Genomic DNA, 22773 nt, shown 5'->3' on the forward strand with positions numbered 1-22773 from the left:
TTTATAATAAATTCGCAAAGGATGGGGTAGTGCATGAGCTTTATTTATACAAAATGGTTTGAAAGAATATTTTTTAGCATATGTTTGTTGCTCATTATATGGTTGGTTATAGGTTTTATTGTTATTGGGGGATATATTTCATTGCTTTTTCTAGGTGAACTGATGAATTAATGGAATGTGTATTAATGACAGCGGTTTGTCTATTAACGAGACCGGAATGTCTATTAACTACCAGAGTTTGTCTATAAACGAGCCCAGAATGTCTATTAACCATCAAAGTTTGTCTATAAATCGAAATCCCCCTATCCAATTATAGATAGGGGGGGATTTCCTTAACCTAAGATGAGCTTACTTAAATTTGCCATTTCAATTGCGGATACGGCTGAGTCGTATCCTTTGTTGCCGACTTTTGTGCCAGCGCGCTCAATCGCTTGTTCGATTGTTTCTGTTGTTACGATGCCGAAGATAATCGGTACGCCTGTGGATAGTCCAACACTTGCGATACCTTTTGCGGCTTCATTACATACGTAGTCGTAATGTGTTGTAGAGCCACGGATAACTGTCCCTAATCCGATAATTGCATCGTATTTGTTCGCTTCAGCCATTTTTTTAGCGATCAGTGGCACTTCAAATGCACCAGGTACCCATGCGATATCAATGTTTTCTTCTGCGACACCGTGACGCTTTAAACCGTCCATCGCACCGTCTAATAATTTCCCTGTAATAAATTCATTGAATCGTCCAACGACAATGCCGATCTTTAATTCTGTTCCGATTAATTGTGCTTCAAAAATTTGTCCCATTTGTCCCATCTCCTATGCGAAAATATGATTCATTTTTTGTTTTTTGATTTCCAGATAAAACTCATTTTCTGGTACGGCATCAATCGTTAAAGGTATACGTTCTACCACTTCGATGCCGTATTGTGCTAAGCCGGCAATTTTTGCTGGATTATTTGTCAGTAGGCGCACCTTTGTAATACCAAGGTCGCGTAGCATTTGTGCACAAAGCCCGTAATCGCGCATTTCAGCAGCAAAGCCTAATTTTTCATTCGCTTCCACTGTATCGTAGCCTTGTTCTTGTAATTCGTATGCTTTTAATTTATTTAATAGCCCAATCCCGCGTCCTTCTTGCGCCATATAAAGAACGACACCAGCACCTTCCTGTTGAATCGTGTCCAGTGCCTGATGTAGCTGCGGCCCGCAATCACAACGTTTAGAATGGAAAATGTCACCTGTTACACAAGCCGAATGAATGCGGACAAGCGGTGCTACTTCCGTTGTCAAATCGCCTGTGTAAAGGGCTAAATGTTCTTTGTCATTAAGTAAATTAGAATACCCATTCATGCGGAACATACCGAAATCACTCGGTAATTGGATGCTTGCTTCCCGTGTAATGAGCTGCTCTTTTTCATAACGATAGCGCACTAAATCCGCAATCGTCACCAGTTTTAAGTCATGCTTTTTCGCGATCTCAATTAGCTCTGGTACACGGGCCATATCGCCGTTTTCATTCATAATTTCACAAATGACACCAGCTGGCTGCGAGCCGCAAAGCACCGCTAAATCGACGGCTGCCTCGGTATGCCCATTACGTACGAGTACGCCTTTTTCCTTTGCCACTAAAGGGAACACGTGCCCTGGACGACGGAAATCAGTTGCGACAGTAGCAGGGTCCAGTAGGCGCAAAATCGTTTCGGAGCGTTCAAATGCACTGATGCCTGTATCCGTTGTTTTATAATCAATACTAACAGTAAACGCCGTTTGATGATTGTCCGTGTTGTAGCTCACCATCGGATGGAGTGCTAATCGCTCAGCTAGGGCAGGGGAGAGCGGTGTACAAATGAGCCCGCGTCCATGCACAGCCATAAAGTTAATATTCTCCGGTGTGGCATGCTCTGCTAACACGACGAAATCGCCTTCGTTTTCGCGGTCTTCATCATCGACCACAATAATGACCTTTCCAGCCTTTAAATCTTCTAATGCTTCGTCAATTGTATGAAACACTCAAAATCCCCCCTAAAACCCATTTTGTAATAAAAAGTCTCGTGAAATCCCTGACTTCTCTTGCTGTTTGAAATGATTCAGTACGTATTTACCAAGTAAATCCGTTTCAATATTGACTATGTCGCCTTCTTTTTTTATGCCAAGTAATGTTTCTTTGTACGTATGTGGAATTAAAGAAACGGTTACTGTTTTATTCGTTAATTCAAAAATCGTTAAGCTTGTGCCATCAATCGCGATTGATCCTTTTGGTAAGGACGCATTCGCTAGCTCAGGTGAAATAGCGATATCAATATAGACGGCATTCGCAACTGGGCGCTTTTTTAAAATGGTGCCGATTCCGTCTACGTGACCGGAAACGAAATGCCCACCAAAGCGTCCGTTCGCAGCCATCGCGCGCTCTAAATTCACTAGACTCCCTCGTGTTAAAGATTGAATGCTGGATGCTTTCACCGTCTCGGGCATCACATCGACTGTAAACGCATCATTCGTAAAGGTAGTCACCGTTAAGCACACACCATTGACGGCGATACTATCGCCTAGATGTATATCCTCTACTATTTTTTTAGAGGAAATCGTCAGCTCCATATGATCTTTACCTGATTTGAGGGCTGTTACTTTTCCTAAATCTTCAATAATTCCTGTAAACATTAGCTGTCATCACCTCTTTTACGCACAGATATTGGTGCAAAAGGGGAATGTAAAGCTTTTCTCCATTGCATGTGACTCACCTCCATCAAAAATAAAAACCCCTAACGAAGTAGGGGCTGATGAAAAAGGCATCACGAAATAAGCCTTTAAAAAGACTGATTTTTCGCTCCTTCTCTCATCCAGACTATTACTGTCGGCTTTGGATTCGCACCAAATCCTGCTGTTACGCTCGCGGGCTTAAGAAAAATCTATCACCGCCGATTGGGAATTACACCCGACCCCGAAGGAAATATTTTTTTCGATAAAAAAAGCCCAAGTGAAATTCACTTGGGGGTCATTTTTGAGTATACGAAAGAAACCTCAAAAAACGTGTGTTTTTGAGAAAATCGCTTCCTTCTTCCATCCAGACTATTACTGTCGGCTTTGGATTCGCACCAAATCCTGCTGTTACGCTCGCGGGCTTAAGAAAAATCTATCACCGCCGATTGGGAATTACACCCGACCCCGAAGGACTTTATTTATCATTGTCCTATATTATAGCATTATATTTGGAGAAATCTATAAGTTAAAATGAGGAAGTCGCGTAAAACGCCTCTAAAGTCGCGTAAAACTCACCGAAACCCGCGTAAATAAAAAAGTCCCTTCATCAACGAAGGGACTAAATGTATATAAGTACCGATTAAACAGCTGTTTCCACTTCTGTACTGATGCAAGCGATAATTTCTTCTGCCACACTTTCAGCAAGTTCTAGTTGGGAAGTGAAGCCGACACAAGAGCAGTTCATTTCACCCAAAATATACGTGTCATTCCCGTGTTCATCTGTATCTAGAATGAAGTCGGCTGTCCAAATAAGTGGTAAGTCATATCCACCAAGTAAAGACGTAATGTCAGGTAATTGTCCTAAAAATTCATGCACTAATGTAGCCCAATCTTCAGGAGCATCGTAGCGATATTGTGCACCCGAGAATAACGTTGCACTAAAGGCATCTGCATCCTCAGCAGGTTTTTTATGAACGATATTGACAGGTGTGTCACGTAGCATTAGTAAACGAATTTCGCCTTCTTTAATGCGTGGTAAGAACGGCATATCGACAAGCATTCCGTTTGCGCCAATAATATATTGCTCACAGAAATCCATAAAGGCACCGAGTGTGTGATATTCAACATGATTGTCTTTTGCTTCTGTACACTTAATGTTGGCATCAAGTGGTACTTCTGTTGCATCTTCAGCTAACGCATCCACAAGTTGTACACGCCAAATACCTTCGCCTGTTGAGCCACGATTTTGCTTTAATACACGCTCGCCACCAAGTAAACTTTTTGGGAATGTCGACTTGAATGTTTCAATCGTGTAGTAAGCATATGTATCTTCAGGCACAAGGGATGTATGACGTAGTTTAACTAATGCATCTTTTGCACCATAGCCAATCATCGCATCAGGATGAGGCATACCGATCACACCAAGTGCACATAACTCGCGCAACATATCAAAATATTCCGCTTCATGCTTTAAATTGCCAGGGTTAATACGTGAAACATAGGCGATGGCATTTTCTTTCACGTAGTCAAAAATTTCATCGCGTTTTTCAATATCAAAGAAAATGACTTCTGCTTCTTGTCCGCGCTTTTTCAGCGCATCCACCATAGGCATCGTATCTTTACGATATCCATTTAACCATTTATCTGTACCACCGGGAACTTCGAAAAATACTACTTTTGTCTTCATTACAACTGCTCCTTTCGAATTAGATTACATCTCTATTATAAATCGAAAAGTTTAATATAAACGGTATAAAATGTAAAAGTTTTGTTTATTTTTTTCTTTATCATTGAATGCTCATAGCAGAACTTTTAGGGATTATATCTATATACCTATTTTAGTAGACCCTTCCAAATTCATCGCATCTAAATTCAATTGTAAAGGCTTTTTCATATGTTAGATTATTTAAATCGAAAATCCCTTCAATCCGAATACGATACGTTCGCCCACCATCTATTAAAGAAGCTTGATAGGACGTTTGTTCCCATGTACCAGAAGAATTTGCTAATTGTGTTGAAATATCGTCTGCTGCTATAAACAATTGGCGGTCATGATAGGCGCTATATTGTGTTTCGAAGTGACCTGTTACTTCAATCTCCTCTAAAATATCTGAAAAGTAAATGTATGTGAGTTTTGTTGCACTTCCATCTTCATTCATGACTGCTTGTTCAGGGGTTGGAGACATAGCACGGATTTTTTCACGTTCTGTTGCTAAGTGTTCATCGACCATCGATTGAATACGCTTTTCAAATTCTTTCGGTTCAACCCAATATTCTTCTTTAAAATCATCTATTGGGGATACAGCGATAGATATACCTACTTTCTTTTCCATCACTTGTTCTACAATTTTTACATATTGTTCATGGTATTGTTGTTTTTGTTCATCCGTCAGAGAAAGAATTGAATGATTCATTGTTAGTTCATTCGAAGTATTTTCTATTAATTGTTCATCGGTAATGGATGATTCACTATTGGAAGCGCTCTGTTCCACGGATTGTAATAAAATGACGATAAGCATAAGGGCTAAAATAGATACCATTACAGGTTTTACTTGAAATGTAGGAGGAGATGAACGTACACGATACCGAATCTTTGCTTTTTCCTGCTCTGTTAAATTTAAAGATGTAGGAATGGATTTCTCAAGTTCTTTTTTAATATTCATACTCATAGTGACCCTCCTCAATCGTTATTTTTGCTAATTTTCGTCCTCTTGCTAAACGTGTTTTTACTGTATTAGCGGAACATTTTAACACATCCGCAATCTCAGGAATTGTTAATTCAATATAATAATGTAGCCATATGACTTCTCGGTATTTGACAGGCAGCTTATTGACTAATTCTCCAATCGTTTGATTTTGTTCTTTTTGTATGTAGTCCGCTTCAAGACCATCTCGCTTTTTCCACGTTTTAATTTTTTCGGTCATTTCTAGTTTTCTGTAATGCCAGCTTTTTAAATAATTTTGACACTCATTTACTGCAATACGGTATAGATATGTTTTAATCGAGGAGCGCCCTTCAAAACGATGAAGGTTGTTATAAAATTTCATAAAGACTTCCTGCACAAGATCCTCTGTCTTCTGTATATCTTTTACATATGTAAAGATTAATCGCTTTAAATAATCTCCATGTTGTTCCATCGCTTCATTTAAATAAACGTCTTTTTCATCTTCAGTCAAAAGATCGCCTCCTCTCTTATAAAGTTAGACAAAGCTGGAAGTTGTTCGGTTTCATTTTATTTCAACCTTAAGTGATGATACGGAATTTAAAACATATCCCCATAATAAAACCCGCAGAGTTTTCACTTCTGCGGGTTGGAAAAACATTATTTATCAGCTGATACAATGGCGTAGCGTTCCCACTTACGGCTTTTCCAGCGAAACAGGACAAGGATGGCACGAATCCACTCATCGGTCGCAATGGCCAGCCATACGCCGATAAGCCCTAAGTCCATGACGAATACAAATACATAACCGAGCGATAGGCTTATACAAATCATCGAGATAAAACCGATTTTGACAGGGAATCGTGCATCACCGGCAGCACGTAATGCATTGATGACCGTAATATTAATTGTACGACCTGTTTCAAGAAGTACGCTCAGTACAAGAACGGAAGCTCCAATGGCAATAATTTCTTCATTCGTTGTAAAGACGCGCATGAGTGGTTCACGAAAAAGCGTCACAATCGCGACCATGACGAATGTGAAGAGAAGCGCCGTTTTGACACTAAACCACACACGCTTATAGGCGATGTCTTGCTCACCAGCACCAACATGACGCCCGATTAAAATGGCTGTTCCCATCCCAATTGCCATCGCAAACAAATACGTAAACATGGAAATATTCATGGCATACTGTCTGGCGGCAAGTGCAGTCGTGCCTAAATACGTGACATAGTAGAGGAAGACGATTTGACAAGTTTGGTACAGTACTTGCTCGAGTGCAGAGGGAATGCCAATTTGTAAGATTTTCTTCATATAATTTTTTGAAAAAGTATAGTAGTAGCGCAGTTCGATTGTGACATCGAGTGCTTGATATAGCAACCAGAAGAAGACGATCGCGGCTAATGCACGGCTAATAACAGACGAAATTGCTGCTCCTTCTACGCCGAGTTCGGGTGCCCCGAAATGACCGAAAATCAAAATATAGTTCAACACCACATGCAGGACATTCATGCCAAGTGACACGTACATCGTCTGCTTTGTCCAGCCTTGCACGCGAATAATCGCCGAAAGCGAGGTAATGAGCGCTTGGAAGAAAATAAAGCCCCCAACAATCGCTAAATAATTTTGGGCAAAAACAAGGACATCGCCTTCTAAGTTCATAAACATCATAATGTGACTAGAAAATACGATGAATAGTAGGCTAATCATTAAGCCAACGAAAAAGTTTAACGTAACAGAAAGGGCAGAAATTTTGGCCGCTTCTAGTTCCCGTTTGGATCCAAGATATTGTGAGACAACGATGGAAGCTCCTGTTCCAACAACCCCAAGAATGAGGATGGATATTTGGATATATTGATTGGCTGCGCCGACCCCTGCCACTGCATCATCTGACACAGCGCTTAACATAAATGTATCGGCAAGCCCCATTAACATAAATAAAAATAACTCTAGAAAAATCGGCCAAGTTAATTTAAATAAACTTAGCTCTTTTGGATTGCTCATAAAACACCTCATCAATTTCAATATGCAAAACATGGAGTAGCTTAACATACTATTGAAGAGGTGTGTTATTAAATATTTCGGAAAACGAAAAGAGTGAAATGTCTGAATCTATCAGTAGCATAATATAAAAATCTCTCTTTAAGATAAATTTTCTTATTTTTCTGAATATTGTAGAATGAGAGTGAGAGGGGTGTTGATTATGTTCATTGATGATTTAAAAGCGGTTGTAGGAAAAGTTTCCACAAATGAAACGATTTTAGAACACCATAGTAAAACATTGACGTATCATCCACCAAGTGCACCGGATGTCGTCGTGTTCCCAAAAACGGAAGAGGAACTTGTGGAGATTGTCCATGTGGCGAAAAAGTATAAAAAGCCAATCGTACCTTACGGGGTAGGAACAAGCTTAGAAGGACAAACGATTCCGTATTACGGTGGAATTGTGGTGGATTTTTCTGAGATGAATGAAATTGTAGCCATTCGCCCAGAAGATTTTACAGTCACGGTGCAGCCTGGCGTGACACGGGCGCAATTAAATCAAGCCTTAAAAAAGTACGGATTATTTTTCCCAGTTGATCCAGGAGCCAATGCAACACTTGGTGGCATGACAGCGACAAACGCTAGCGGCACAAATGCGGTGAAATACGGTACGATGCGCCAACAAGTGCGTAAATTGCGTGTCATTCTAGCTTCAGGTGAAGTGATTACAGCAGGCGCAGATGCAGCTAAAACATCGGCAGGCTATGCGGTGAAAGATTTATTTGTCGGTTCTGAAGGGACGCTCGGTTTGCTAAGTGAAATTACATTAAAGCTATATGGGATTGAGGAATACAGTGCGGTTGCTAAGCTGGTTTTCGAAAACATTGCTGATGCGAGTGAGGCAGCATTTCAAATTTTAGCATCAGGTGTGAAGGTGACAAAAATTGAGTTGCTTGATGCGGAAACGATAGCGATTGTGAATGCACAGTCACAAACTGATTTAACAATCGCACCTTCATTATTAATTGAAGTAAGTGGTGGAAAAGAAGAGGTTGACTTACAGCTTCTTACATTAAAAGAGCTTGCCGAGAATTGGCATTGCGACTTACAGCTGGAAACGAACCCTCTTGCACGGGCCAAGCTGTGGCAAGCACGTCACGATGCCGCGATGTCACTTGCTGCAATGAATCCAGGTAAGCAGTTAATGTTTACAGATGTATGTGTACCGTTATCAAAGTTAAGTGCAGCGATTGTACATGCGCGAAAAGTGGCAGATGAGCACGGAATACAAGCATCCATTTTAGGTCATGTTGGTGATGGCAACTTCCATGTTGGACTGGCCATTGATCAACAAAATGAGGAAGAACTAGCTACGATGCACACGATTAATGAGAAGATTGTAGCATTCGCATTGGAGTTAGGCGGCACATGCACAGGAGAGCATGGCATCGGTATCGGGAAAAAACGCTATTTACATCAGGAACATGTCTCAACCATCACGATTATGAAAGGCATTAAAAAATTATTAGATCCAGATAATCTATTTTCTCCGGGGGTATTGTTTGACGTAGAGTAAAAGAGGGTTTAGTGAGGTATTCAGTATTTAGTTAGAGAGCGTTGTGGCAGGTTATGAGCTTCCTTGTTTTCTCAAGGGGCATTATTGGCTCATGGAAGAATATTGGAACTATTTGGGCGCTTTACACGTATGGATTAAGTAGGGGGGATGCACGTGATCATCGAAATAATAGTAGCGCTCCTTTTCTTTCTGATTGGTATAGTGACGTGGCGTTTCCAGTTGATTGAATTTGTTGGCTATTATCATCAGGCAGAGCGCAGTTATAACAAGCCGGCGCGTGTCACGAGATTAATCGGTCTTTTTTTAATAGTAAACGGTCTAGCGTTGCTCCTCTTAGGCTATTTACGGCTAAACGGTTTAGGTTTTTTATATGTATTTTTCATTCCAACTGCGTTTATCGCAGCACTTTTTCTACGTGCAAAAGTAAGAGCAATTCAACAAAGTAAGGGGGAATTGGATGATTAAAGTACAGGGGCAGTATACAGATTCGATTATTTATACAAATAACCCACAAGAGGCGGCCATCCAGCAAATTGAGGAGCTCGTCAATCAGTCCTTTATGATGGGGACAAAAGTGAGGATTATGCCAGACTATCATGCGGGGAAAGGCTGCGTCATTGGGACAACGATTGCGCTAAACGGGCGGGTTGTACCAAATTTAGTTGGGGTCGATGTAGGGTGCGGTGTATTGGTCGCAGAAATTGGTACGGGTGAAATGGACTTTAATGAATTAGATCAAGTCATTCGCCGATTCGTCCCGAGCGGTAATGACATTCATGATGACACAAGTAACGCTCGTATGACAGAACAGTTTGCCAATGATTTATTTGTAACAACAGGTTTACAAAATGCGTATACGAATCGTTCACTGGGTACGCTTGGGGGCGGGAACCATTTTATTGAGGTCGCAAAAGATGATGCCGGTGTGCATTATGTATTAATTCATACAGGGTCGCGTTATGTCGGCGCAAAGGTAGCAAACTGGCATCAAAAACGTGCATATGAATCACTCCAACGGGCCGATTTAACAGAAAAAATTGCAGCGTTAAAAGCAGCGGGGCGCCACCAAGAAATTCAGCAAATGATAGCCGAGTTTAAAAAGGAAAATCCCATAGTACCAAAAGAGCTAGCGTATCTTGAAGGGGCGCTATTTGATGATTATATTGCGGATATGAAGCTTGCACAGCAGTTTGCCCATGAAAATCGCCAGACGATTGCACACACCATCGCGGAGCATATGAAATGGGAGTACGGTACACAATTTGATTCGGTGCACAATTATATCGACTTAGATGCGATGATTTTACGAAAAGGTGCGGTTCGGGCGTCGGCAGGGGAACAGCTTGTGATTCCGATGAATATGCGCGACGGTTCACTCATTTGTATCGGGAAAGGGAATGTAGAGTGGAACGAATCAGCCCCACACGGTGCAGGGCGTATTTATTCGCGCACCGCGGCGATGAAAAATTTATCGATGGCGGACTTTAAAGAAACGATGAGCGGGATTTGGACAACATCAGTTTCGGAGGAGACGCTAGACGAAGCTCCTATGGCCTATAAACCGATGGCAGAAATTGTGGAGCAAATTGGCGATACGGTCGATATTCAGAAGCAGATCGTTCCAGTTTATAATTTTAAGGCAAGTGATAAATGGACAGGGCGTAAATAATAGGAATACAACCTCTCTCGTGAAAAAACGGCAGAGGTTGTTATTTTTTCTTTATTAAGCATCTTTTCTCATGAACATTTGGAGTTTTTTGATAAAATGGATGTATGCGTTGGGGTTATTTTTTTACATAAGCTAGTAATTATAAAACTTGGAGGAATTTCTTATGAGGCTATTTATGCCCGTCATTCAGTTTTTAAATAGAATGAAGTATAGTAAAAAATTCATATTAATAGGTAGTATCTTAATCGTTCCATTAGTATTCTTCGCTATAAAATATAATGGTGAAATGAACGAAAACTTTAAAAATGCAGAAAGGAGAAATGAAGGGGCAGACTATAATTTTCTCTTAAAAGATATATTGTATCATGTGCAGCAGACACGTGGGATGACTGTGGCTTTACATAATGGGGACACGTCAGTAGAAAGTAATCTACAGGAAATGTCGCAACGTGTAAATGAATTATTCGATGAACTCAAACAACTTGAAGGACAAACAAAATATCGTTTAGATGTTACAGAGGCGATTGCACAGCTGGAGCAAGAATGGCAAACCGTGCAAGAAAAAAGTTGGCGTAATGGAGAAGACATTTTGATGGCGTATTCTCATATAGCGAATGGCGTTTTAAACATCATGACAACTGTCAGTAATCAATCTAAACTGTTATTAGCGGATAACCAAGAAATGTTTAACTTAACGTATAATACATCTGTTACGATTCCACAATTAACAGAAGATTTAGGAATGCTCCGTGGAGCGGGAGTGAATTTAATCGCCTTAGGAACAGCTACAGCAGAACAGAAAAGTAACGTATATAGTTTATATTATCCGATATTCAAAAACTTAGAATCCTTACAGGAAGCGTTAGATATTGCTTTTGTAAATGAAGAGTTCAAAGGGGATCTTGAAGCGCCTTATCAAGAATTTGAACAAAAAGTAGAGGCATTTTTAACGTTAGCTAATGAGATGAATGAAGTAGGCTTTACAGATGAGATAACAGCGAATTATTATACTGTTGCGACTGAAGCGATTGATGCAGCATTCGCTTTATATGATGCAAGTATGACAACGATGGTCGATTTTACAACAGCAGAAAAAGAGTCTAGTTCCCGCACAACGATTACCGTATTTATCAGCTTAATCATTGTGACGCTAGTAGCGCTATACATATTCATTGGTTTATATCTTTCGATTCGACGCGCAGTACAGCAGTTAGAAATGGTAACGGAAAATGTAGCGAATGGCGACTTAACGACAATGGTTTCATTAAATACAAAAGATGAATTATCTAATGTAGAAAATTCTTTCAATCAAATGATGACGAGCTTAAACAGCTTGGTGACAGAAATTTCGTCCAATGCCCAATTGTTAGCCGCTTCAAGTGAAGAGTTAAATGCGAGTGCAGAGGAAACGACTGCTGCGACAGAGCATGTAGCCAAATCCGTTGAGCAAATGACAAGCGATTCCGAAAAACAGACAGCAGGTGTAACGGAAGCGAATGAAGCATTTGATACGATGTCGATCGGCATCGAACGCATGGCTGAAAATAGTAACCGTGTATCGGATTTAACACGTGAAGCGACAGAACAAGCACAATACGGAAATGAAGCGGTAAATAAAACGATGAATCAGATGAAAACGATTCAGCAAACAGTGGAACAATCGAGTGGCATGATTCAAGGATTAAATACCCATTCACAAGAAATTGGCAATATTTTAAAGGTGATTACAGACATTTCAGATCAAACGAACTTACTCGCATTAAATGCAGCGATTGAAGCAGCTCGTGCAGGTGAGGCAGGGAAGGGCTTTGCCGTGGTAGCAGACGAAGTGCGGAAGCTAGCGGAACAATCCGCCCAATCGGCGACTCAAATTGCGACACTTATTCAAACGATTCAAAAGGATACAGAAAATGCCGTGACATTTATGGACAAAGTAAACGAAGATGTGCATATCGGTCTCCAAGTAACAGAAGAAACGGCTAGCAAATTTGTTCATATTTCACAAAGTATGCAAACATTAAATCCAGAGATGGAGGCAATTGCAGCAACTATTCATGAGTTCTCGGCACAAACCCAACAAATTGTCGCGGCCATGAATGAAATCATGATTCTGTCTCAAAACAATTTACAAGTAACGGAGGCAGTATCCGCGACAACAGAAGAACAGCTATCAGCGATGGAGGAAATTTCTACATCTGCCGAATCCCTTTCTTCTATGGCCGAAACATTACAAAGTCTTGTGACGAAATTTAAATTATAATCATAATAAGGGGACATCCCGAAAGTTTTTACTTTCGGGATGTCCCCTTTCTTATTTCAGTAGTATTATTTTTTAATAAACATTTGTGTCCAGTAGTGCCCGTCTGTTACATAGCCGATACCAATATGCGTATAGCTTGTGTTCATAATATTCGCGCGGTGACCTGGGCTATTCATCCAATCATTTACTACTTGCGTTGCAGATGTTTGTCCTTTGGCAATGTTTTCACCTGCTGAGTTATAAGAAATACCAAATTGCTTCATCATATCAAATGGTGAACCGTATGTTGGGCTTGTATGACTGAAGTAGTTTTTGTCGTGCATATCTTGTGATTTGTATTTCGCGACACGTGATAATTCCCAATCGATTGAAAGTGGCGCTAATCCTTCTTTCGCACGTTCTACATTCACAAGGCGTACGACTTCTTCCTCTACGCTTGCTTGTTCGTTTTCAGCAACAATAATCTGTTGACCTGGGTAAATTAAATCTGGATTTGCTAAATTGCTATTTAATGAGATTAACTCAGAAATTCCTACTTGATTTTTAGATGCGATGTTCCAAAGTGTATCGCCTTGTACTACTGTATATGTTGAACTGGCCGCTGATGCGGACATTGGTAATACGATGGACATTGAGAGTGCAGCTGTCATGATGATTTTTTTTAACATGTTGTTCATCCTTTCTGCTTTCGTATGAACCTATCATAATCGCTTTTTTAAGATAGTTCATTACTGAAATTATGGAAGGATCTTTACGAGAGTATTACATTTGTAATAATACCCGAGTAATTTGCTCGTATAACAACATTCACACTGAAATATTTCTGTCACATAGCTGAAAATAGGAAAATATTACACTATTTTTATTGGAGTATTGTATTTTTTTAACTTTAAAACACGCGTGTTGATTTACCTCTTATTGTTAAAAAGAACATTGGAATACGTTGATTTCCGCTACGACTGACTCGCTTTCCGCAGGCACGGCTTCAACTAATTTCTTTCGGCTAATGCCGAAAGAAATGGATTTTCAGCTCGTGCTTTTCCTGCTGGAGTCGAGTCGCCTCCGCTCCAATCAACGAGCAAGCGCCTTTTTATTAATCATTTCACTAAAAAGCACGTTCATAATCTACCGGTATTTGTATAATTAACACATTTAACTTTAAAATAAACTTCTATATAAAAAAGCGTTAGTCTGAAAAGGACTAACGCCATTTTAAGCTATTACTAAAAGATTTTGAGTAGAAATAAGTTAACTTACGGCAAATTACTTTCTACATGATGACGCTTCTCCTGAATACTCATCACACCAATGAGACCGATGACGGAAAAGAGAACAGGCGTGATGAACCCGTAATAATAGCCATCCATAATACTGCCGGAAGACTCAAAATAATCGAGTACATAACCAAAAATGAGGGGGAGCAATACGGCACTAAGGAAGCCCCCTGTATTGGCAAATCCAGAGACAATGCCCGAATCAATTATCGGAAACGATTGACGAACGGCCGCAAACGTTAAAGCGCTTGCCCCGTATCCAAAGCCAATGATAAAGAATAATAGTATGAGCAAGAAAAAGGGCGGCTGCCCATGAAATAAAAGAAAGAACGCCCAACTCGATAAAATAATGATATGAACAACAACATAAGGTCGTTTAATCCTATCTAACCGACCAGAAATCCAGCTCATTAAAGGCGCCCCAATCAGTGCCCCAATGAGACCAATCATAATGAGCTGACTCGCATCAGCACGTGTCATGCTATACATCGTCATCCCGTACGGTACGGCCCAGGAACTGATAAAGCCAACATACGCCCCCACAACCCCAAAGTGACAAAAAAATAAAGCCCATGCTTGCCGATTGGAAAAGATTCTGCGTAGTAAAACCGATATTTTTTCATGTGGCACGTCATTTTTTATTGCTACCGATTCGTTCACAAAGAGCTGTTGCGGTTTTTTCACGAGTACAAAGTAAAGGACGATGCCACAGAAACATAACAGTAGCCCCGCTGAAAAAAAGGCACCACGCCAACCAAGTAGGTCAATCCATGCAGAGAAGGGGACGGTCGCTAGCAGAAACCCAAGACTACCTGTCATGCCCGCTACGCCAATTAACCGTACAAATTCCTTAGCACTAAACCATTGGCTCAAGATGAGCACCATATTGACCCAAATGGTTGCATCCCCAATCCCGGTTAGGATACGAGCGAAAAAGAGCACAAACTCATGTGTGCCCATACTATAAATCAGCGTCCCAATCCCTGTCAGTGTCGCACCGACAATGAGAAAAAAATTAGGCCCAAATCGATCAGCTAAAATCCCCATCGGCACTTGTAAACTTGTATAGACGAAAAACTGTATACTTGTTAGTAAGCCAATCGTTGCGGCTGTGACATGAAAATCTCGCATTACCTGATCTGTAATTAATCCGGGAGCCGTTCGCTGGCTCGCCATTAATAAATACGTAAATAGGACAGTCGCAAAGACCACCCATCGAAACTTGCTCTGTTGTTTGTCCAATCGTTTTACCCCTGTTCGCTTTTACTCTATATATATGAAGTTTCTATAAAGGTATAAACCCATTTTTCAAAAGTATTGCAGTGCGCTTATTCATATTTCTAGGCATAGCAGATATAAAGGAGTAGGAACAATGGCAAAAAGTTTAGTATTAGCAGAAAAGCCTTCAGTCGCTCGCGATATTGCGAACGTGTTGAGGTGCCATAAAAAAGGCAATGGATTTTTAGAAGGGGACAAATATATTGTCACATGGGCATTAGGTCATCTTGTCACACTAGCAGATCCTGAAACATATGATTCAAAGTACAAAACATGGAATTTAGAAGACTTACCGATGCTGCCAGAACGTTTAAAGCTAACGGTCATCAAGCAATCTGGTAAGCAATTTAATGCCGTGAAATCACAATTAAACCGTAGCGATGTGAACGAAATTATTATTGCAACCGATGCCGGGCTTGAAGGGGAACTAGTCGCACGTTGGATCATTGCGAAAGCGAAAGTGAATAAACCAATTAAACGTTTATGAATTTCATCTGTTACGGATAAAGCGATTAAAGAAGGATTTGCCAATTTAAAACCGGGGAAAGCATATGAAAACCTATATCACGCAGCGGTCGCGCGTTCAGAGGCGGATTGGTTATTGGGCTAAATGCGACACGTGCGCTCACAACCCGTTTTAATGCACCGCTGAATTGTGGACGTGTTCAATTGTATCCTGTCAATTGCATGGGCGAAATTTGTTAATCTAGATTTTATCTAGGTTGTATGAATTTCGCCCATTTTATATTGGGTGAAAAAGATTTCTTCTTAATTCAATCAATCAATGATTGGTATTTTGTTACAAAAAAAAGTTTAGTAGTACAATATATTTGATGATTGAAGGAGGGAGAATAAATGTCTTTTACAGATACAGTAAAACAATTAAGTTTAGAATTTATTCAAGAAGGATTGAATTCTCCGAATCTTTTGGCAGATATGGCTGCTATGGAATTGTATATGGCTGAAAGTTACGGACAAAGGATCTTTATTGAATTACTTCAAAATGCTGATGATGCTCTAGCTACAAAATTTTTGATATTCAAAAAAGGCAAACATATTTTTGTGGCCAATAATGGGAAACCTTTCGATGATAATGATTTAAAAAGTATATGTAGGTCCGGGGCAAGTACAAAAGAGCGTGGGAAAAATATTGGATATCGTGGGATAGGTTTTAAAAGTACAACACATTTGTCTAATAATATTATTATTCATTCAAATAACTGTACATTTACTTTTTCAAAAGTGCTAGCTTCCCAACAATTAAATATGAGTATTAACCAAATTCCGACAATAAGAATCCCTTTTGTAATAGAAAATTTAACTTTTGAAATAGAATCTACTATACAACAAATAGTATCTGCTGGTTATAATACGATATTTATTTTTTGTGATTCAAACAGCCAAGTTCTAGATGAAGAAGTAGAGTTGATAAATGGAGATTATTTTATTTTCCTTAAAAATATAAAAGAAGTTTCTATTCAATTAGATACCGAAGCGGTCAAAGGGCTAATTAAGCGAGAAAATGATGAAGTATCAGTGGAATTTAAAAAAGAATTTAATTTGTGGAAGGTTATTAATGGTGAAAAGAGCCAATTAGCATTTAAATTAGATGAAAATAAGAACATTGTTCAATGTAATAAGGAACAATCTTTATTTCACTGTTATTTACCTACATATGAAAACACACCATATCCGTTTAAAATTAACGCTGATTTTTCAACTGATCCTAGTAGAAAGCATATTACTATTGATGATAGGACAATGCTTGCAATAAAAGAAGCAGCAAATATTATTTTTGGCCTTATAAAAAAATCAATTATGGAATCGAATAAGTTTTTTTCTGAGGTTATTCAATTATTGAAGGATAAACAGTCATTTTCAAAGCTATCATTACTTTTGATAAAAGAAACTCAAGAACGGTTATTTTTAGAGTGGATACCTATGAAAAGTGGGCATTATATTTCTGCAAAGGATTACGTAAAAAAACCCTTATTTTTGGATGATGCTGAATGGAATTGGATTCGAGAAATAGTGCCTAGTAAACATACGGTTCCGAATATAGATAAAGATAACATGCGAGCTTTAGATCTTTACTTAAATACAATTGCTTCTAATAGTTATTCACTGATGGAATGGATTGAAATCCTATCCGATTATACTTTTGTTGAGCAATGTTCTGACAAGATAAGTTTTAAAATTTATGCTTATCTTTTTAAAAATTTTTATGTAAAAAATACAATTAGTAAAGAGGATTTTAGGATTGATACATGTTATTTAAAGGTTGAAAACGAAGTTTTTTTATGGAAAGAAGCAACTAACCATCAAGTAGAAAGATCCCTAATCAATATAGCTGAACATTTATCTAGTACTGAAATCGATTGGATTATAAAATATTTTAGACTTCCAATAGAAAATAAATTTAAAATTGCCTCTATGGCCCCCTCGGAGGAAAAAAAAGGAGGCTTAATTACACCTAATATTACAAAATCCATTACTAAATGGAGGTCGGCTGAGCAACAATGTATGGAGTTTGAAAAAATACAAGGGAATTTAGCGCAAGACGTTAGCAAACAAAATCTAGGATATGATATTAGAAGCATCACACCTAAAAATGAAAATCGATATATTGAAGTGAAATCTGTAAAATATAAGGGGCAAAAAATTTCATTAACTAATAATGAATACACTGCTGCGCATCAATTTGAAGACAATTATTATTTATGCATAGTTTACCAGGACGAGCAAAAAATAAATTTTGAATATATAAAAAATCCTCTTAAAAATGTTTTTTTAGAAAAAGTTGTTCGTCAATGGGAATGGATTTGTGAAGAATACCAAGGTGAAGTTTATTCAATTACATTTTAAAATAGGGAGAGATGATAATGGGAGTTAATATAGAGAGAAAGAAAGGTATATTATTAGAAACCTTTGAGGTTTTAAAAAATGATATCGAATCGAATAGTTCAGAATTAGAAGATCTAATAATAAAAATAGCACAAATTGATTTTAATCTAGCGGTAGAAATGTGGGTATTCTTATTGCAAAATTATAATTCGATTCATAAATACGGAAACCCTACTTACCATATGACGCGTTCACTTTCAGAGTCCCTTGCTAAAAAGTTCGGTTTTGGGAATGTTGCTCAAACAATTCTTAATAACGATTTTTTGCGAGACAAATTATATAAAGAAAGTGCTCAACCAGATTATTATATTATCGGCTATTTAATTGATACATTAGATTTAATTAATGCCGAAACACTTATCCAAATCGTATACAGTGATAATAAAAATCATAATGACCCATATACAGATGATCATTTTGGAGATTGGTTATTGTGGATGATTACATTGGGGTGCAATAATATTAATAATGATAATATTGAATTCCTTTTAAATTGGACAGAAAAAGTAAAAGATAAAGAAATTAAGGCAAAAATTATGTTGAAATTAATCGATTTTTTATAGTTTTATTCAACAAAACTCACTATCATTTTTAAATTCTATAAAAGTATTTTTAAATATGTAAAGTAGCTAAACGGTATTACATTTTAAAGAGGTGTAGGAACTTGTTTGAAAGAGAAGAATTATTTAATGCAGAGAAAATTAAACAAATCAGTAATCAAATCAAATCTGGAGCACAATATGAGAATCCGATAATGGAATTAAAACGAGAGTTCTGGGATGTATCAACTGATGAAGGAAAAAATGAATTTGCTAAGGATTTAACTGTTATGGCAAATTCACAATACGGTGCTGGAAATATTATAGTAGGTATTGATGGTTCAAGTGGTGATTTACATCATGTGGTATTACCTAATGACGTTGCTACTTTAGCTAATATAATTAATCGTAAGGTGCTTGAACCGTTTACTATTGAATTTTTAGAAATTGAAGTAGAAGGTAAAAATATAATAGTTATTCATATTCCAATGTCATTTAACAAACCACATATGCTTCGTTTATATAAAGGTAGGGAAATGTACATTCCTATAAGGAAAGGCACCCGAACTAAACCAGCTGATAAATACGACCTTGATTCGATGTATTTAGAACGTGAAAAAAATGTAGTTCCCCCTTACCGTTTGGAGCCTTTCAATGGTGGTAACAAATTGGTTATAAGTACATCACTTTCAGCTAAAATTATTTCATGGGATTGTTTAATAACAGTACTTAATACGGGTTCAAGAATTAATTTAATTACAGGTGGAAGTATTAAAATTTACAATCAGGATGAATTAGTTACTACATTAAATCTTTCTAGATATTTTATTCCAAGAAGTCAAAGTGAGTGGGAAGATATTAGCAAGAATAATTTTATAAAAATTCCTCCTAACGATGCGCTTAGAATTAATTTAGGCTTCGAAGTGCCAACACAAGAAGAATACACTAAACTTAATGCTTTAATGGATTCTTATTCTGGTCAAATAACTTTAATAGACGTGACTGGGAAGGAGAGTTATACGGGAGTTATTAATATTAGCAACGCTCGATTGCAAAGATAAGTCATTTAAAAATCTTTAAAGATAATAAAACAACTCGCTATCTTTTTGATAAGTTAGATAGCGAGTTTTATAATATGTTGAAAATAGGTTATATAATTAAAATTTACTTATGAAAGAATCCTGATTTTTATAAAATTAATAAGATGACTATTACTTTAATTCAATATCTTAAGAACCACTCATTTATTCTTCTAATTTTAAGCCTTTTAATAAATCCGCAAATGCATTATTAATAGGCTCTGCTTCTTTCTCTTGCTGCTTCATATACTTTTGTACACTACGCTTATCAACCTTACCGCCGCCTTCCTTTTTACGACGAGCTTCAAAAGCAGATAATTTCTCACGATAGCCGCATTTACATACAAAGATTTGACCCTCGCCTTCACCACGTAGTTCCAGCTTTTTCTTACATTGAGGGCAACGTGCGTTTGTAACACGCGCAACGTTTTTACGGTGACCACATTCACGATCTTGACAAACTAGCATTTTACCTTTTTTACCGTTTACCTCAAGCATTGGCTTGCCACAATCAGGGCATGATTTTGTTGAAATATTATCGTGTTTGAATTTCTTATCACTATTTTTAATGTCAGATACAATCTCTTTTGTATGCTGCTTCATTTCATTAATGAATGTTTCTTTTTTCAGTTTGCCTTTAGCAATTAACTCCAATTTTTGTTCCCACTCAGCTGTTGTAGTAGGGGACTTTAATTCATTTGGCACTAAGTCTAATAGTTGTCTTCCTTTTGATGTAATATGAATGTCTTTTCCACGTTTTTCGATTAGGAACGAGTTAAATAGCTTTTCGATGATGTCTGCACGTGTTGCAACCGTACCAAGTCCACCAGTTGATTTTAACGTATCTGCAAGCTGTTTATTTTGTGTATCCATGTACTTCGTAGGGTTTTCCATTGCCGATAATAAAGTAGCCTCTGTAAAGCGTGCAGGTGGCTTTGTTTGGCCTGATGTTTGTACAATTAAATTCGTTTGTAATGTTTGCCCTTTTTCAAGACGAGGAAGTAACTGTTCCTTTACATCGTCAGTTGATTCTTCATCATCAAATCGATTCGAATAAACTTCTTTCCAACCAGCATTTAATACCGTTTTACCACGAGCAACAAATTTTTCATTGCCGATTTGGGCTAGTACCGTTAATTGCTCAAATTCATGTGCCGGGAATAGCACCGCTAAGAAGCGCTTCACAACTAAATCATAAATTTTACGCTCTTTATCAGTAAATGCAGAGAAGTTTACATATTCCTCTGTAGGAATAATCGCATGGTGATCTGATACCTTGCTATCGTCTACAAACGATTTATTCGCTTTAATTGGCTTTGTCAGCACCTTGTTCGCTAACGGACGATATTCGCCCACACCACACGCTTTTAAACGCTCTGGAAGGGTGCTAACGATGTCTGAAGATAAGTATCTCGAATCTGTACGAGGATACGTTAATACTTTATGTGATTCGTACAGTTTTTGCATAATATTTAACGTTTCTTTAGCCGAGTAGCCGAACATTTTATTCGCATCGCGTTGTAATTCTGTTAAGTCATATAAACCTGGTGCATAAGATTTCTTTGGCTTACGTTCAATATCAATAACCTTTGCATCTTGTTTTCCTAAAGAATTGACAATCGCATCGATTTTTTCTTTATTGAAACTACGAGAATTCCCATTTGCATCTTGCCATGTTAATTTCAACTCTTTTGTTTGAGCTTCGATACCATAATACGTTTGTGGTTTGAAATGTTTAATTTCATCTTCACGTGCTGCGACCATTGCTACTACGGGAGTTTGCACTCGTCCTGTATTTAATTGAGCATTATATTTTGTGGAAAGTGCGCGACTTGAATTCAGCCCTAAATACCAGTCTGCTTCGCTACGTGCAACAGCTGCATGATAAAGGTTATCGTAATTTTTACCAGGTTTTAAATTTGCAAAACCTTCTTTGATTGCTTTATCCGTAACAGATGAAATCCATAAACGTTTAATTGGTTTATTCACTTTCGCACGATCAATAATCCAACGAGCTACTAATTCACCTTCACGACCAGCATCTGTTGCAATGATAATTTCATTTACGTCATTACGCGTTAGCTGTGATTTTACCGCATTATATTGCTTACTTGTTTGCTTAATTGTTGTTAACTTTAAACGTTCCGGCAGCATTGGTAAATCTTCTAGATTCCACTTCTTATATTTCTCGTCATAACTCTCTGGATCAGCTAAAGTTACTAAGTGACCTAAAGCCCAAGTAACAATATATTTATCTCCTTCAAGGTAACCGTTTCCTTTTTTATTACATTTCAGCACATTTGCGATATCGCGTGCTACTGAAGGTTTTTCTGCTAATACTAAACTTTTAGCCATATATAACATCCTTTCGTACTTCCTTGTGTTTAATATAGCACATGCTTTTTACTTATACTTATTTTAAACAGATTGGAATAATAATTGGTATTTAATTGGTTTTATATTTTAGGTATTATACAATAATTATGAAAAAACTTTATTAATTGATGCTGGTTTCTCATATGATTTAGGAATGTCTGCCAAGACCGCGAATGTGGACACCGTAAAAATGTTTCACGTGTGACAAATGCGCGCTGTCCACAATGTAAGAAAAAGCTCGAGTTACGTGGGGAAGGCGAAGGGCAAATTTTTGTATGTAAATGCGGGTACCGCGAAAAATTATCTGCATTTGAAGCACGTCGTAAAAAAGAAGGCGGCGGCAAAGTGGATAAACGCAGTGTCCAAAAATATTTAAAGCAACAAAATCAAGAAGAGCCTGTCAACAATGCCCTAGCCGAAGCATTAAAAGGACTGAAATTTGATTAAGAAGTGCTAATGTTTAATAAATAAGCGAAAAG

Annotated in this window: 17 protein-coding genes, 2 pseudogenes and 2 riboswitches; of the genes and pseudogenes, 9 read left to right on the forward strand and 10 right to left on the reverse strand. The window is 38.0% G+C overall.

The window, feature by feature from the left end; genetic code table 11:
• Nucleotides 1-332 precede the first annotated feature (332 nt).
• The 7 genes from ribH to ACQQ2I_RS02370 all read right to left on the reverse strand — a co-directional run bounded on the left by ribH (nt 333) and on the right by ACQQ2I_RS02370 (nt 7360).
• A complete protein-coding gene (gene ribH, locus ACQQ2I_RS02340; RefSeq protein WP_431028956.1) occupies nt 333-803 on the reverse strand; it encodes a 6,7-dimethyl-8-ribityllumazine synthase in 471 nt (156 codons plus the stop codon).
• Nucleotides 804-815: 12 nt separating this feature from the next.
• Entirely contained in the window at nt 816-2006 is a 1191-nt protein-coding gene (locus tag ACQQ2I_RS02345) for a bifunctional 3,4-dihydroxy-2-butanone-4-phosphate synthase/GTP cyclohydrolase II (RefSeq protein ID WP_431028957.1), read from the reverse strand.
• 12 nt (nt 2007-2018) lie between these two features.
• Nucleotides 2019-2654 carry a riboflavin synthase gene (ribE, locus tag ACQQ2I_RS02350; protein WP_431028958.1) on the reverse strand — a complete coding sequence of 212 codons (636 nt, stop codon included), beginning with the start codon at nt 2652-2654 and terminating at the stop codon, nt 2019-2021.
• Between the two features lie 163 nt (nt 2655-2817).
• A riboswitch (FMN riboswitch) is annotated at nt 2818-2946 on the reverse strand.
• Nucleotides 2947-3041: 95 nt separating this feature from the next.
• Nucleotides 3042-3170, reverse strand: a riboswitch (FMN riboswitch).
• A gap of 163 nt (nt 3171-3333) precedes the next feature.
• Entirely contained in the window at nt 3334-4380 is a 1047-nt protein-coding gene (locus ACQQ2I_RS02355) for a Cj0069 family protein (protein WP_431028959.1), read from the reverse strand.
• A gap of 151 nt (nt 4381-4531) precedes the next feature.
• Nucleotides 4532-5362, reverse strand: coding sequence for a hypothetical protein (locus tag ACQQ2I_RS02360; RefSeq protein WP_431028960.1), 831 nt, complete (start codon nt 5360-5362; stop codon nt 4532-4534).
• Nucleotides 5346-5870: a sigma-70 family RNA polymerase sigma factor gene (locus tag ACQQ2I_RS02365; protein WP_431028961.1), complete on the reverse strand. Its 525-nt coding sequence runs from the start codon at nt 5868-5870 to the stop codon at nt 5346-5348. The genes ACQQ2I_RS02360 and ACQQ2I_RS02365 overlap by 17 nt, the downstream gene beginning before the upstream one ends.
• Nucleotides 5871-6016: 146 nt before the next feature.
• Nucleotides 6017-7360: an MATE family efflux transporter gene (locus ACQQ2I_RS02370; protein WP_431028962.1), complete on the reverse strand. Its 1344-nt coding sequence runs from the start codon at nt 7358-7360 to the stop codon at nt 6017-6019.
• 199 nt (nt 7361-7559) lie between these two features.
• Here ACQQ2I_RS02370 and ACQQ2I_RS02375 point away from each other — a divergent pair, with 199 nt between their 5' ends.
• The 4 genes from ACQQ2I_RS02375 to ACQQ2I_RS02390 all read left to right on the forward strand — a co-directional run bounded on the left by ACQQ2I_RS02375 (nt 7560) and on the right by ACQQ2I_RS02390 (nt 12844).
• Nucleotides 7560-8915, forward strand: a complete 1356-nt coding sequence (locus ACQQ2I_RS02375; protein WP_431028963.1) for an FAD-binding oxidoreductase — start codon at nt 7560-7562, stop codon at nt 8913-8915.
• Between the two features lie 153 nt (nt 8916-9068).
• Entirely contained in the window at nt 9069-9380 is a 312-nt protein-coding gene (locus ACQQ2I_RS02380) for a hypothetical protein (protein ID WP_431028964.1), read from the forward strand.
• Nucleotides 9373-10584, forward strand: a complete 1212-nt coding sequence (locus ACQQ2I_RS02385) for an RtcB family protein (RefSeq protein ID WP_431028965.1) — start codon at nt 9373-9375, stop codon at nt 10582-10584. The genes ACQQ2I_RS02380 and ACQQ2I_RS02385 overlap by 8 nt, the downstream gene beginning before the upstream one ends.
• Nucleotides 10585-10747: 163 nt before the next feature.
• Nucleotides 10748-12844 carry a methyl-accepting chemotaxis protein gene (locus tag ACQQ2I_RS02390; RefSeq protein ID WP_431028966.1) on the forward strand — a complete coding sequence of 699 codons (2097 nt, stop codon included), beginning with the start codon at nt 10748-10750 and terminating at the stop codon, nt 12842-12844.
• A gap of 65 nt (nt 12845-12909) precedes the next feature.
• On the opposite strand, the gene ACQQ2I_RS02395 is transcribed toward ACQQ2I_RS02390, so the two are convergent.
• Nucleotides 12910-13521 carry a CAP domain-containing protein gene (locus tag ACQQ2I_RS02395; RefSeq protein ID WP_431028967.1) on the reverse strand — a complete coding sequence of 204 codons (612 nt, stop codon included), beginning with the start codon at nt 13519-13521 and terminating at the stop codon, nt 12910-12912.
• A gap of 576 nt (nt 13522-14097) precedes the next feature.
• A complete protein-coding gene (locus ACQQ2I_RS02400; protein ID WP_431028968.1) occupies nt 14098-15360 on the reverse strand; it encodes an MFS transporter in 1263 nt (420 codons plus the stop codon).
• A 130-nt stretch (nt 15361-15490) separates the two neighbouring features.
• On the opposite strand from ACQQ2I_RS02400, the pseudogene ACQQ2I_RS02405 reads away from it, so the two are divergent.
• The 4 genes and pseudogenes from ACQQ2I_RS02405 to ACQQ2I_RS02420 form a co-directional block, all read left to right on the forward strand.
• A pseudogene (locus ACQQ2I_RS02405) lies at nt 15491-16065 on the forward strand (toprim domain-containing protein); the annotation flags it as partial.
• 186 nt (nt 16066-16251) lie between these two features.
• Nucleotides 16252-18261 (forward strand): DUF3883 domain-containing protein, encoded by a 2010-nt coding sequence (locus ACQQ2I_RS02410; protein WP_431028969.1) that lies wholly within the window; start codon nt 16252-16254, stop codon nt 18259-18261.
• Nucleotides 18262-18278: 17 nt separating this feature from the next.
• Nucleotides 18279-18863 carry a hypothetical protein gene (locus ACQQ2I_RS02415; RefSeq protein ID WP_431028970.1) on the forward strand — a complete coding sequence of 195 codons (585 nt, stop codon included), beginning with the start codon at nt 18279-18281 and terminating at the stop codon, nt 18861-18863.
• Nucleotides 18864-18964: 101 nt separating this feature from the next.
• Entirely contained in the window at nt 18965-19900 is a 936-nt protein-coding gene (locus tag ACQQ2I_RS02420) for an AlbA family DNA-binding domain-containing protein (RefSeq protein WP_431028971.1), read from the forward strand.
• 183 nt (nt 19901-20083) lie between these two features.
• Here the strand turns inward: ACQQ2I_RS02420 and ACQQ2I_RS02425 are convergent, their stop codons facing one another.
• Nucleotides 20084-22273 carry a DNA topoisomerase III gene (locus ACQQ2I_RS02425; protein WP_431028972.1) on the reverse strand — a complete coding sequence of 730 codons (2190 nt, stop codon included), beginning with the start codon at nt 22271-22273 and terminating at the stop codon, nt 20084-20086.
• Nucleotides 22274-22450: 177 nt separating this feature from the next.
• Here ACQQ2I_RS02425 and ACQQ2I_RS02430 point away from each other — a divergent pair.
• A pseudogene (locus tag ACQQ2I_RS02430) lies at nt 22451-22741 on the forward strand (DNA topoisomerase III); the annotation flags it as partial.
• Between the last annotated feature and the right edge of the window lie 32 nt (nt 22742-22773).

This window comes from Lysinibacillus sp. LZ02 (assembly GCF_050613145.1).
Lineage (GTDB): Bacteria > Bacillota > Bacilli > Bacillales_A > Planococcaceae > Lysinibacillus_B.